We start from the raw sequence: 13,412 nt of genomic DNA on the forward strand, positions 1-13,412 counted from the left end.
CGCGCGTGAGAAAATGAGCGAATCGTGAGTACTCCAAGACCTTCGCAACCTTCCTCGAACGGCGATCCGGCGATGCCCGGGCCGCCGCTCGCCTCATCGTCCCGCCGGCGCAGGCCGAGCCGGAGCAGAGCGAACGCGTCACCCCGAGGGGACGAACCGGCCCTGGCCGCCGAGGCCATCCCCGACCCCACATCGGAAGCAGCGTCGTACGTCCTGCGCTACCCGGGCCACCTGCCTGTCGTCGAGGCGAAAGACGAGATCCTCGAGGTGATCCGCGACCACCAGGTCGTCATCGTCGCGGGCGAAACGGGTTCGGGCAAGACGACGCAGCTGCCGAAGTTCTGCCTCGAACTGGGGCGCGGGCGCGCCGGCGCCATCGGCCACACCCAGCCGCGACGCATCGCGGCGCGTTCGGTCGCCGAGCGGCTCGCCGAAGAACTCGAGTCGCCGCTCGGTGAGACGGTCGGCTATCAGGTGCGCTTCGTCGACGAGTCGTCGAAGAAGACCCGCGTGCGCGTCATGACCGACGGCATCCTGTTGTCGCAGATGCAACGCGATCGGGATCTGCGTCAGTACGACACGCTCATCATCGACGAGGCGCACGAACGCAGCCTCAACATCGACTTCATCCTCGGCTACCTCAAGCAGTTGCTGCCGCGGCGCCCCGATCTCAAGGTGATCATCACGTCCGCGACGATCGACCCGGAGCGCTTCGCCGAGCACTTCGCCGGCCCGGACGGGCCCGCGCCGATCATCGAGGTCTCGGGGCGCACCTACCCCGTCGAGACGCGGTATCGCCCCCTCGTGCGCGAGCTCGCGCCGAGCAAGCCGGGGGAGGACCCCAAGCTCGAGGACGTCGATCAGGTGACGGGCATCGTCGAGGCCGCACAGGAGCTGTGGCGCTCAGGCAGCGGTGACGGTTCGGCGCAGGACATCCTCGTCTTCTGCTCCGGTGAGCGCGAGATCCGCGACGCCGCGGACGCGCTCAAGGGCGCTGACTGGGGGCGCGTGCGTCACGACGTCGAGATCGTGCCGCTCTATGCGCGCCTGTCCGCCGCCGAGCAGCATCGCGTCTTCGCGCCGCACCACGGGCGACGCATCGTCCTGGCGACGAACGTCGCGGAGACGTCGCTGACGGTGCCGGGCATCCGCTACGTCATCGACACCGGCACCGCGCGCATCTCGCGCTACAGCCAGCGCACGAAGGTGCAGCGCCTGCCGATCGAGCCGATCTCGCAGGCCTCCGCCCGTCAGCGCGCCGGCCGGTGCGGCCGCGTCGCCGACGGCATCTGCATCCGGTTGTACTCGGAGGAGGATCTCGCGTCCCGCCCGGAGTTCACCGACCCCGAGATCCTGCGAACGAACCTCGCGAGCGTCATCCTGCAGATGACGTCCCTGGGCCTCGGCGACATCGCGCGCTTCCCGTTCGTCGACGCGCCCGACGCCCGCCAGATCAAGGACGGCCTGGCGCTGCTCGAGGAGTTGCACGCCCTCGACACCACCGCTCAGGGGCCGCGCAAGAAGCTGACGCCGACCGGCCGCACTCTCGCGCGCCTGCCCGTCGACCCGCGGCTCGGACGCATGCTCGTCGCCGCCGCCGAGAACGGCTCGCTGCGGGAGGTACTCGTCATCGTCGCGGCGATGTCGATCCAGGATCCGCGTGAGCGCCCCGCGGACGCGCAGGCCCAGGCGGATCAACAGCACGCCCGGTTCAAGCACGAGAAGAGCGACTTCCTCAGCTACCTCAACCTGTGGAACTACGTGCGCGAGCAGCAGCGCGAACTGTCCAGCAGTGCCTTCCGGCGCCTGTGCAAGCGCGAGTACCTCCACTACCTGCGGCTGCGCGAATGGCAGGATCTGCACGGTCAGCTCAAGGCGGCGTGCAAGCAGGCCAAGCTGTTCATGAGCGACAACGCCGCGAGCGAGGATGCCGTCCACCAGGCGCTGCTCACGGGTCTGCTCAGCCACGTCGGGCTGCGGGATCGTGAGAAGCGTGAGTACCTCGGCGCCCGTCAGGCGCGTTTCGCGATCCAGCCCGGCTCGACGCTGTTCCGACGCCAACCCGACTGGGTCATGGCGGGCGAGCTGGTCGAGACGACCCGCATGTGGGCGCGCACCAACGCGGTCGTCGACCCCGCCTGGATCGAACGGGCGGGCGCCCACCTCGTCAAGCGCTCGTATGCCGAACCGCACTGGGAGCGCTCGCGCGCGGGGGCCGTCGCGTCCGAGCGGGTCACGCTGTACGGCATCCCGATCGTCGCGGGCCGCAAGGCGGCCTACGGCGCGATCGATCCGGAGGTCTCTCGCGACCTGTTCATCCGTCACGCTCTCGTCGAGGGTGACTGGGATGCGCAGCACCAGTTCCTCAAGGACAACGCGGCGCTGCGCGCGCGCTTCGCCGACCTCGAGGCGCGCGCCCGACGGCGTGACCTCGTCGTCGACGACGACGTCCTGTTCGACTTCTACGACGAGCGCATCCCGGCGGACATCGTCTCCGGGGCGCACTTCGACCGGTGGTGGAAGAACGAGCGTCGCACGAACCCGAGCCTGCTCACCTTCACCGAGGATTTGCTCGTCGCCGACGACGCGGACGCCGTCGACGAGTCGGCCTACCCGAAGTCGTGGCGGCAAGGCAGTCTCAGGCTCAAGTTGACGTATCAGTTCGAGCCGGGTGCAGACGCCGACGGCATCACCGTGCACGTGCCGCTGCCGGTGCTCAACCAGGTCGAGGATCACGGGTTCGACTGGCTCGTGCCCGGTATGCGTGAGGAACTCGCGACGGCCCTCGTGAAGTCGCTGCCGAAGAACATCCGACGCAGCTTCGTCCCGGCTCCCGACCATGCGCGGCGGGCGCTGGCGCTCATGGATGCCCAGGGTCGCCCGGGTGAGGTCCCGTTCGCCGACGAGCTGGGCGAGGCGCTGTTTCGTCTCACCTCGGTACGTGTGCCCGCGGGGAGTTGGGACCCGGGGAAGCTGCCCGACCACCTGAAGGTCACGTTCAGGGTCGAGGATGAGCGGGGCCGCAAGATCCGTGAGAGCAAGGATCTCGCGGCGCTGCAGGACGAACTCGCCGGGCGTCTGCGTCAGTCGATCGCGAAGGCGGCCGGAGACCTCGAGCAGCAGGGGCTGACGCAGTGGACGTTCGGTGAGCTGCCCCGCCAGTTCACGAAGTCGGCCGGCCGCCAGCGGATGACGGGCTTCCCGGCTGTCGTCGACCACGGCCGTGACGTCGCTGTCGAGGTGCTCGGCACCGAGTCCGAGGCGCGCCAGGCCACTCGGCTCGGCACCCGCCGTCTGCTGCTGCTCAACACGCAGGTGCCGTGGAAGCGAATCCTCGGCCTCATGAGCAACCGGCAGAAGCTCGCGCTCGGCAACAACCCGCACGGTTCGATGGACGCCCTCATGGACGACGTCCTCGCGGCCGCCGTCGACTCCGTCATCGAAGGCATGCCCGGGCGCGAAGTGCGCGACGCAGAGCAGTTCGACGCGGCCCTCACGGCGATCCGTCAGCAGGTGGCACCGCTCGTGCTCGAGGCGGCCGAGAAGCTCGCGCCCGTGCTCGAGCACGCCGCCGAGGTGCAGCTCGGGCTGTCACGATTGACGGCGCCCGCGGCGAAGGCGTTGCACGACGACGTCGCCGCTCACCTCGTCGCGCTCATCCATCCCGGTTTCGTCGCCGAGACCGGGTTGGCGCGCCTCGGTCACCTCGATCGCTACGTGCGGGGAATGCTCGAGCGGCTCGACAAGGGCGTCACCGATCTCGTGCGTGACGCCGACCGCGCCGACCTCGTCGCGACCGTCCGACGTGAGTACGACGACATGGTCGCCGGGCTGCGCCCCGAGCGCCGTGGGGACGCCGACGTGCTCGACATCCGCTGGATGATCGAGGAGCTTGCCGTCAGCCAGTTCGCGCAGCGTCTGGGCACCGCTCACCCGGTGTCCGAGAAGCGGATCTACAAGGCGATGGACGCTGCGGAGGCCCGCTGATCGGGCGTAGGTTGGAGGCCATGGCGAGCATCTTCAGCAAGATCATCGACGGCGACATCCCGGCGCACTTCGTCTGGCAGGACGAGGTGTGCGTGGCGTTCCTCGTCATCGACCCCATCACCGACGGGCACACGGTCGTCGTGCCGCGCGGGGAGATCGTCGAATGGACGCAGGCGCCGCCGAGCATCTTCGCGCATCTCACGGGTGTCGCGCAGATCATCGGTCAGGCGCAGCAGCGCGCGTGGCAGGCGCAGCGCGTCGGCCTGCTCGTCGAGGGGTACGAGGTGCCGCACCTGCACCTGCACGTGTGGCCGACGCAGAGCCCGGCCGAGTTCGACCCGCACGCCGTCACGCGCGGCCAGGACCAGCAGATCCTCGCCGAGAATGCCGAGGCGCTGCGGGCGCAGTTGCGCACCGACGGTCATGCCGAGACCGTTCCGGACGCCGCGTCGCCGCAGACCTGAGTGGCCGCGGCGTGGGGGAATCATCCCCGCGCGCGGGGCGTTGAACGGTGAGCACCTGACGAAGGAGTACGACGTGCTTGATCCCACGCAACTGTTCCGCATCGAGACCGACACCCCGCTCGCCGAGCAGAGCGCCTCGACCCTCGTGGTCTCGCTGGGCGGTTTCATCGACGCGGGCAACACGCAGAAGTTGATGACGGCGCACATGCTGGGCACGCTCGAGCACACGGTCGTCGCGTCGTTCGACGTTGACCAGTTGCTCGACTACCGCGGTCGCCGCCCGATGATGACGTTCGATCGCGACCGCTACAGCGAGTACGACGACCCGGCTCTCGTGCTGTACCGCCTCGTCGACGCCGAAGGCACGCCGTTCCTGCTGCTCGCCGGCCCCGAGCCCGACTACCAGTGGGAGCGCGTCAGCGAGGCCGTCCGCATCCTCGCGGCGAACCTCGGCGTCTCGCTCATGGTGAGCGCGCACGGAATCCCGATGGCCGTGCCGCACACGCGCCCGGTCGGTTTCACGCGTTTCGCCTCCGATCAGCGTCTGCTGACGGAGAACGAGCCGCTCTTCGGCAACGTCCAGGTTCCCTCGAGTGCCGAAGGGCTCATGCACATCCGGCTCGCCGAGGCGGGCATGGACACCGCAGGTTTCGCGATCCACGTGCCGCACTACCTCACGCAGGTCGAGTTCGCGGACGCCGCGCTCGCCGCGCTCGAGGCCGTCTGCGGGCTGACGGGGCTGGCGATCCCCGCTCAGGAGCTCGCCGCGATCGCCGGGCTGCATCGCGTCGACATCGCCAAGCAGATCAGCGAGAACGACGAGGTCACCGAGGTCGTCGAGGGCCTCGAGCGGCAGTACGACGCCTTCACCGAGGGTCGTCGTCGACGCTCGCTCCTCGCCGCCGAGATGAACGACCTGCCGAGCGCAGACGAGATCGGCGCCGAGCTGGAGCAGTTCCTGCGCGCCGAGGGAGAGGATCCGGGCACCAAGGGCTCGTTGTGAGCCCGCGAGCGCTTCTCGCCGGCCGTCGGTCTGAGCCGACGGCCACGCGGGCTTCGCAACGCTCGCCTGGCTGCGGCCACCCCTGCGGTGGCTTGCCGGGCCCCCGCCAACTTGGGAGGATCACCTCATGTTCGGATTCGGTCAAGACAAGAAGGCTCCTGCAGCCCCCGAGAAACCGTCGGGCATGCTCGACTCGACGGCCAACACCCTGGCGCAGCACCTCATCTCGGTGGGCATCGGGGGCGTGGCGACGTTCAAGTCGGCCCGCGCCGTCGCCGACGAGGCGATGAAGAAGGCGGGCTCCAAGGAAGCGGCGATGGACGACGTCGTCGCATCACACACGAAGCTCGCGGGCGCGAACGGCTTCCTCACCAACCTCGGCGGTTTCGTCACGCTCCCCGTGGCACTGCCCGCGAACGTCATCGGTTTCTACACCGTCGCGACGCGCATGGTCGCGGCAATCGCCGCCATCAACGGTCACGACGTCGACGACCCAGCCGTGCGCTCGGCGATCCTGCTCGACCTCATCGGTGCGGACGCGACGCAGGTCCTCAAGGGCCTCGGCCCGATGACGGGTGGCGTCGCGACGAACGTCGCCACGCGCAAGCTGCCGCCGGCGGCGCTCGCCGTCGTGAACAAGTCCGTTGCGTTCCGTCTCGGCTCGCAGGTGGGGCGTCGCTTCCTCACGCGCATTCCGCGCCTCATCCCCGTGGCGGGCGGCTTCATCGGTGGCGGCCTCGATGTCGTCCTCATCCGCAAGATCGCCCAGTCGGCGCGTCGCGACTTCGTCGCGCAGATCCCGCCGTCAGCCTGACGTCGCCCTGATTCCACCCCGAACGCCACTCGTCTTCGGCGGGTGGCGTTCGGCGTGTCCGGGCCGGTTCGGCGATGTGTCGTCCGTGCGCATCAACGGGCTTCCGGGCGACGATCTGAGGGCCGCGAACCCCCGCCTGGCCTTGCTCGAACGGCCCACTCACCCACAGGTGTGACGGCTACGGCCCGTTTCGCGGCCCGCAGGATGCCTCGTCCACAGGTTTGTGGCTCGTGGTCAGCGCGCGGGTGGCGTCATGGGTTTCGCTGGGGGCATGAAGACAACAACACGACTCAAGGGCCTCAGCGCCCTGGTGGCAGCCCTTCCCGATCTCGTCGGCTCCGAGGGGGCGGGCGCCGTCATCGTCCTGTTCGAACGTGACGGTGCGCTCGCGGGGGTGCTCGGCTGGGCGGACGATGCGTGCGACGGGGAGACGGCGCACATGCTCGACGTCGTCGCTGAGCGGCGCGCGACGATGGGTGCGCAGGCCGCCATCGCCATCGCCTATCGCTGCGAGCCGGGCCGCGTCGACATCGCGGCCCTCGCGAAACGCATCGAGCGCCGCGTGCCGCTGCACCACGTCCTCGGTGCCAGCGACGAGCACTGGTGGGCCATCGAATGCGAGCTCGGCTGCTGTGACGGCGCGATCCACGAGATCCCGTCCCTGTCAGAGCAGACCCGCGAGCAGCTTCGCGACGTCCGCCGCGGCGGCGAGGCCATGGCCGCCACCGCGCGCCCCGTTCCCAGCGTCGTCGACGTCCGAGCCGCCTGGGCACGGTTGTGCGACGTCCCCGACACCGCGTCGGGCACCCGGCGACGCTCCCGCAGCGCCGACCTGCAGGTGCTCGCCGACGCTGTCGTCGACGGCCCGACGCGCGATGAGATCCTCCTGTGCGTCGCACCCGAACTGTTCCGTCTGCTGAGCCCGGGCACGCCGCTCGGCGAGCCTGGCCCGCTGATGACGAGCGCGTGCCTGCGAACTTGGCTGCCGCTCGTGCCGCGCCACGGCCGCGCCGCGTGGAAGGCCCTCGAGGCCGCCGCGACCTGGCGCGAAGGCGACCTGCGAGGAGCCGGTGCGTGCGCCGCGGCGTCGCTGCGCATCGGACGGACGTCATTGGGGCAACTGCTGCGCGACATCACAGGCACGGGGTTGTCGTACGAGCAGGCCGTCGGTGCGCTCCACACGAAGGCTCGGCAGAGTTCCGTCGCCTGACGAGCGTGCCGGTTGTGGGAGCGCGCCACATCGTGGACGTCGCCGCGCGGGCGATGGAAGCCGCGGGCAGGGCCGCCTACTGTGTCGCAGGTCAAGAGTTTCAGCGACACAAGCCCCGGCTTGCTGAGCGGCAACCCTCCCTCGCGGCGGGGTGCCCCGGGTGACGACAGGGCCGCCCGTGGGCGGCAAGCGCGAGAGGTGGGTTGCGACCCACCTCGGAATCGAGGACGTCATGGTTTCGCACCGTCGCCTCGCCGTGGCCGACTCCGCGGCGCCCCTCACCGACGACGGGTTCAACCCGCACGCACGTGCCGTCCACATCGGCACCCTGACGCTGGAGAACGGCGCCGCCCTGCCCGACGTCGTCATGACGTACGAGTGCTGGGGCGAGCTGAACGACGACGCGAGCAACGCCGTCCTCGTCGAGCACGCCCTGACCGGAGACTCGCACGTCGTCGGGCCGGTCGGCCCCGGGCAGCCGACGGCGGGGTGGTGGCCTGGTCTCATCGGCCCCGGCGCGCCCCTCGACACCGACGAGCTGTTCGTCGTGGCGATCAACGTGCTCGGCGGCTGTCGCGGCAGCACGGGCCCCATGTCGCTCGCACCAGACGGCCGGGTGTGGGGCGGGCGCTTCCCACACGTCAGCGTCAGGGATCAGGCGCGCGCCGAGGCGCGGGTCGCCGACGCTCTCGGCATCGCGCGCTTCCACACTGTCATCGGCGGCTCCTTCGGCGGGATGCGCGCCGCGGAGTGGGTGGCGACCTTCCCGCATCGGGTGCAGCGCGCCCTCGTCGTCGCGAGCTGCGCGGCGGCGGGCGCCGACCAGATCGCGTGGGGGCACACGCAGGTGCGGGCAATCGAAGCTGACCCGGATTTCCGGGGTGGCGGCTACCTCGAGCAGGGCGTCTTCCCGACGTCGGGGCTCGGGCTCGCCCGCCAGATCGCGCACACCTCCTACCGCAGCGCGCACGAGTTGCAGGAGCGGTTCGGGCGCGAGTCGCAGGGAGCGGACCGCACGCTCGACGGCGGCCTGTTCGCCGTCGAGAGCTATCTCGAGCACCACGCCGCGAAACTCGTTGCGCGGTTCGACGCCATGAGTTATGTGCGGCTCACGCAGGCGATGGCGACGCACGACGTCGGCCGCGGCCGCGGCGGCATCGAGCCTGCGCTTCGGGTGTTCGGGGGTGAGCTCGTCGTCGCCGCGGTCGACTCCGATCGGCTGTTCCCGGTCAGTGCCTCCGCCGACATCGTCCGGGCTCACGGGCGCGGACGGCTGCGTCTCATCCACTCGCCGCACGGTCACGACGGTTTCCTCATCGAGGCCGACCAGATCGCGGCGCTCGTGCGCGAGGTCATCGCTCGGCCGCTCACGGCCGAGGCGGGCCGCGTCCATCCCGTGGCGTGACGGCGGGCGCTCGCGGCACCTCGGGTAGCGTGTGAGCCGATCGCCACAGTCGCAGAACAGGGGTTGCGCATGTCCGTCGTCGTCAGTTTCGCTCCGGGCCCGGAGGGTGAGGCCGCGGTGGCCGAGGCCGTGCGTCAGTCGAGTGTGCTGGGGCGCCCGCTCGTACTCGTCTCGACCGTCCCGAGCGACGACGCGCGCGCTGCCGCGCAGGAGAGTGCGGACGCGGTCGGCGGCCGCGTCGTGCAGGTGGAGGAGGGCCAGGACGCGGTCGAGGTGATCCTCGACGAGGTGGCCGAACTCGACCCGGCGCTGCTCGTCATCGGGCTGCGTCGCCGCACGCCCGTCGGCAAGCTGATCCTCGGTTCGAGCGCTCAGCGACTGCTGCTCGACGCGCCGTGCCCCGTCCTCGCGGTCAAGCCCACAGCGCACTGATCTCGCGCTGCTCCCAACCCCGGCCTGACGCGCTTGCGTCAGGTCGGGAACACCCGCGCACGCAGGGGCGTTGAACCCCGTGATTCTGCGGTTCTCGACCCAGAGTTCTATAATGGTGAAAGAAGCGACGCGGGGGATCGAATCAGGCACCACGGTGCCAGGCGAGCTCAGGTGAGTCTCGAGCAACCGGCTCTCGTCGGATCCCGCCCCCGTGGTTCGTCTCTTCCCTCGTACGAAGCGCTCGGCGCGCGATTGCGCCTGCCCGATGCGTTGTGCACTCTCGGAAGGTAGTTGGTGACCTCAGTGTCCGAAACGGCTCAGACCCCCGCGCTTCCCGCGGACATCGACCATCCCGCGGTCATTGCTCTGTTCGAGCAGGGGCGCGCGAGCGGCACGGTCGACAGCGTGGTGCTGAAGACCGCCCTCGAAGAAGCGAAGATCTCCATGGCCAAGCAGAAGGCGGTGCTGAAGGCGCTGGGGGCCGAGGGCATCGAGATCGTGCTCGACGAGGTTCACGCGGCCCAGGCCGTCGCCACGACGACCGGGCGCAAGAGCGCGGCGAAGAAGTCGACTGCCAAGAAGACCGCGACGAAGACCGCTGCCGCGAAGAAGACCACCGCGGCCAAGACGACGACCGCGAAGAAGGCTGCCGTCAAGAAGACGGCGGCGAAGAAGGCCGTAGAGGCGGAGACCGACGTCGAGCTCGACGAGATCGTCACCGCCGACGAGGCGAGTGAGGCCCCCGCGAAGAAGGCGGCCGCCAAGAAGACCACCGCCAAGAAGGCGACGGCGAAGAAGGCCACCGCGGCCAAGTCGACGACCGCGAAGAAGACCACCGCCAAGAAGTCGGCCGCTGACGAGCCGGACGAGGTCGTCGCCGAGGACGTCGAGATCGACGACGTCGTCGTGACGGACGTCGAGGCAGGCGCCGAGGAGGTCGACGAGGCGAAGAAGCCCGCCGGCGAGGCCGAAGACGAGAAGGGCGGCTTCGTCCTGCGTCCGGGTGACGAGGATGACGCGCCGGCCCAGCAGGTCGTGACGGCGGGTGCGACGGCCGACCCGGTCAAGGACTACCTCAAGCAGATCGGCAAGGTCGCCCTGCTCAACGCCGAGCAGGAGGTCGAGCTCGCGAAGCGCATCGAGGCCGGCCTGTTCGCCGAGCAGAAGCTCGAGTCGGGCGTCAAGATGGACATGAAGCTCAAGCGCGAGCTGTGGTGGATCGCCTCGGACGGCAAGAACGCGAAGAACCACCTCCTCGAGGCCAACCTGCGTCTCGTCGTGTCGCTGGCCAAGCGTTACACGGGTCGCGGCATGCTCTTCCTCGACCTCATCCAGGAGGGCAACCTCGGCCTCATCCGCGCGGTCGAGAAGTTCGACTACACCAAGGGCTACAAGTTCTCGACGTACGCGACGTGGTGGATCCGTCAGGCCATCACGCGTGCCATGGCCGACCAGGCGCGCACCATCCGCATCCCGGTGCACATGGTCGAGGTCATCAACAAGCTGGCTCGCGTGCAGCGTCAGATGCTTCAGGACCTGGGCCGCGAGCCCACGCCGGAGGAGCTGGCCAAGGAGCTCGACATGACCCCCGAGAAGGTCATCGAGGTCCAGAAGTACGGCCGTGAGCCCATCTCGCTGCACACGCCCCTCGGTGAGGACGGCGACAGCGAGTTCGGTGACCTCATCGAGGATTCCGAGGCCGTCGTCCCGGCGGACGCCGTCAGCTTCACGCTGCTGCAGGAGCAGCTGCACTCGGTGCTCGACACGCTGTCCGAGCGCGAGGCGGGCGTCGTCTCGATGCGCTTCGGCCTCACCGACGGCCAGCCGAAGACGCTCGACGAGATCGGCAAGGTCTACGGCGTGACGCGTGAGCGCATCCGTCAGATCGAGAGCAAGACGATGAGCAAGTTGCGTCACCCGTCGCGCTCGCAGGTGTTGCGCGACTACCTGGACTGAGCCAGACGGGTAGCGAGGCAGAAATCCGCGTCGTTCCGGCGCTTTTTCGCCTTACGTCGTGAACTCTAAGGGTGCACAGCGTTCCTAGTCGGGGTATCGCTCAGACTGGAGGCATGCCCGGAGAGTTTAGCGTGCCCGAACTGCGTGAGTTGCTGATCTCTTGGGAGCTTGCGCTCAAGGCCGACAGACGCTCGGCGCAGACGATCAAGTCCTACACCGAGGGCGTCAAGCAGTACGTCGCGTTCGCTGAGGCGCGCAAGGCCGACCCGCTGAGCCGGGCGACCTTGCGCGCCTTCTGCGTGCACCTGGGCGAGACGGGGCGCGAGGCTGCGACCGTCCGTGCTCGCCAACTCGGGGTGCGCAGGTTCACCTCATGGCTCGCCGAGGAGGACGAGCTCAGCGCAGATCCATTCATCGGCGTCAAGGCGCCGAAGCTCGACCAGAAAGTCATCGAGCCGCTCACCGCCGACCAACTCAAGGCGCTGCTTCGCGCCTGTCGTGTTCCGGGCGAAGCAACCGCCGCCCGAAAGCTGCGAGCCCGCCGGGACGAGGCAATCCTGCGCTTGATGATCGAAACCGGCGCGCGCGCGGGCGAGGTGGTCGCGATCCATGTCGATGACGTCGATCTGAGGGAGCAGACGCTCGTCATTCGCCGCGGCAAGGGCGGCAAGGGGCGCGTCGTCCCGTTCGGCCCGCAGACAGGGCAGGCAATCGACCGTTACATGCGCCTTCGCCGGGGGCACGCTCTCGCTTCACGGCCCGAGTTGTGGCTCGGGGATCGAAGCAAGGGGTTCTCGTACGATGCGCTGCACAAGACGTTGCGTCTTCGTGCGGACGCGGCCGGCATCGAGGGGTTCCACCCTCACCGCCTTCGCCACACCGCCGCGCACCGCTGGCTCGCAGCCGGCGGCAGTGAGGGCGGGCTCATGGCCGTCGCTGGATGGACGCGGCCCGACATGCTCATGCGCTACACGCGCGCCCAAGCTGCGGCCCGCGCTCCCGAAGAAGCCAAACGATTGAACCTGGGGGAACTGTGACGGAAATGCTCGACGCGGAATCCATTCGCGAACTGGTGGGGCGTCGTAAGCGCCTCATGCCTGAGATCGATGCCGCTTTGGCAGTGATCCGAGCGCAGGGGAAGCGGCAGGGCTACCTCAACGAAATCGTGATCCGCTGCGACGAACGGCACAAGGGTGGCCTGCCCAAGCTGGGCACCGCAGTGCGGCTGGACACCTCGCGCTTCGTCGTGCACAGCACGATCAAGTGGGCGCCCCGCGATCAACTGAAGCTGACGCCCTGGCAACACGAGGCCTACCTCGGAGTGGGACTGGGTGACGACCCACTCGACGACGCCGCTCTCGTCGACTGGGCGCGGCGCCTCGATGAATGGTCCCGCGGTCTACCGAGCACCGGAGGGCGGTGGCTGCGTGGGCAGACGCCGTTCGACCTGCGGACCATCGTGCGGGTAGGAGAGGATCCCGTGATTACGCCATGGGTCCGGTGCAGGCGGGGGGCAGTTCGCGTGCTGGCGCTGCGGGCGACCTCTCGCGTCATCGTGGACGCTGGGGCATTGCGACGTCGACCGCACGGTGGTGCATGGGCCTGAGTGTCCGCCATGTGACTACGCGACGAATGGCCGGCGCGGCTGTCCGCACCCGTCGCACGCCTGAGAACACCGGAACCCGTACACGGGAATCTGTCTTTCCCCTGCGGGTCGAACGATCCAAGAGCCCGAGGGGTGCATAGCCCCACGATGAACGCCCGTCACCTTTCGAGGTGGCGGGCGTGTCGTGATGGCGGGTTCCGGCGTGGGAAGATGGAGCCTTCTTCTATGAGAGGTCGTGCCCGATGGCGGGCAATAAGGCTGTTACCCCTGTTCGTATGTCGTGTGTCCGTGGTTCCTGCACGCGAGTAGCTTCGAAGCGATCGGTTCGCGGTTTCTGCAGCACGTGTATAGACACGAATCGAATGAGTGCTTCCCCTGGGGCTGCTTTAACCGGCGGGGCATGGGTTCAGTCGCGGGGTGTTCAGCGATGGGTTCCAAGCATCTAAGACGGGCTAGCAGTTCACTGGGCTCGATGAACGCCCGCCACCTCACCTCGAGGTGGCGGGCGTTTCGTCGTTTCAAGCAGTGCACGCTA

Annotated in this window: 10 protein-coding genes and 1 riboswitch; all 10 genes read left to right on the forward strand. The window is 69.0% G+C overall.

What is annotated here, in order from left to right; translation table 11 throughout:
- The first annotated feature begins 72 nt into the window (after positions 1 to 72).
- The 10 genes from hrpA to EDC82_RS05550 all read left to right on the forward strand — a co-directional run bounded on the left by hrpA (position 73) and on the right by EDC82_RS05550 (position 12,877).
- The gene (gene hrpA, locus EDC82_RS05505; protein WP_231729605.1) at positions 73 to 3,987 is read left to right on the forward strand and encodes an ATP-dependent RNA helicase HrpA; all 3,915 of its coding nucleotides are present in this window, start codon (positions 73 to 75) and stop codon (positions 3,985 to 3,987) included.
- A 20-nt stretch (positions 3,988 to 4,007) separates the two neighbouring features.
- Positions 4,008 to 4,451 (forward strand): HIT family protein, encoded by a 444-nt coding sequence (locus tag EDC82_RS05510; protein WP_006946632.1) that lies wholly within the window; start codon positions 4,008 to 4,010, stop codon positions 4,449 to 4,451.
- A 73-nt stretch (positions 4,452 to 4,524) separates the two neighbouring features.
- Positions 4,525 to 5,454, forward strand: coding sequence for a PAC2 family protein (locus EDC82_RS05515; RefSeq protein WP_062258718.1), 930 nt, complete (start codon positions 4,525 to 4,527; stop codon positions 5,452 to 5,454).
- A gap of 127 nt (positions 5,455 to 5,581) precedes the next feature.
- The gene (locus tag EDC82_RS05520; protein WP_062258704.1) at positions 5,582 to 6,268 is read left to right on the forward strand and encodes an EcsC family protein; all 687 of its coding nucleotides are present in this window, start codon (positions 5,582 to 5,584) and stop codon (positions 6,266 to 6,268) included.
- 271 nt (positions 6,269 to 6,539) lie between these two features.
- Entirely contained in the window at positions 6,540 to 7,478 is a 939-nt protein-coding gene (locus tag EDC82_RS05525; RefSeq protein WP_131940816.1) for a hypothetical protein, read from the forward strand.
- A gap of 89 nt (positions 7,479 to 7,567) precedes the next feature.
- Positions 7,568 to 7,676, forward strand: a riboswitch (SAM riboswitch).
- Positions 7,677 to 7,710: 34 nt separating this feature from the next.
- Positions 7,711 to 8,883, forward strand: coding sequence for a homoserine O-acetyltransferase (locus tag EDC82_RS05530; protein ID WP_082740961.1), 1,173 nt, complete (start codon positions 7,711 to 7,713; stop codon positions 8,881 to 8,883).
- A 69-nt stretch (positions 8,884 to 8,952) separates the two neighbouring features.
- The gene (locus tag EDC82_RS05535) at positions 8,953 to 9,315 is read left to right on the forward strand and encodes a universal stress protein (RefSeq protein WP_006946612.1); all 363 of its coding nucleotides are present in this window, start codon (positions 8,953 to 8,955) and stop codon (positions 9,313 to 9,315) included.
- A gap of 294 nt (positions 9,316 to 9,609) precedes the next feature.
- On the forward strand, positions 9,610 to 11,271 hold the full coding sequence (locus EDC82_RS05540) for an RNA polymerase sigma factor (RefSeq protein ID WP_369815087.1): 1,662 nt from the start codon (positions 9,610 to 9,612) through the stop codon (positions 11,269 to 11,271).
- Positions 11,272 to 11,384: 113 nt separating this feature from the next.
- Positions 11,385 to 12,308, forward strand: coding sequence for a tyrosine-type recombinase/integrase (locus EDC82_RS05545; protein WP_082740962.1), 924 nt, complete (start codon positions 11,385 to 11,387; stop codon positions 12,306 to 12,308).
- 5 nt (positions 12,309 to 12,313) lie between these two features.
- Positions 12,314 to 12,877, forward strand: a complete 564-nt coding sequence (locus tag EDC82_RS05550) for a hypothetical protein (protein ID WP_131940818.1) — start codon at positions 12,314 to 12,316, stop codon at positions 12,875 to 12,877.
- The last annotated feature ends 535 nt before the right edge of the window (positions 12,878 to 13,412 follow it).

The organism is Dermacoccus sp. SAI-028 (assembly GCF_004346775.1).
GTDB lineage: Bacteria > Actinomycetota > Actinomycetes > Actinomycetales > Dermatophilaceae > Dermacoccus > Dermacoccus nishinomiyaensis.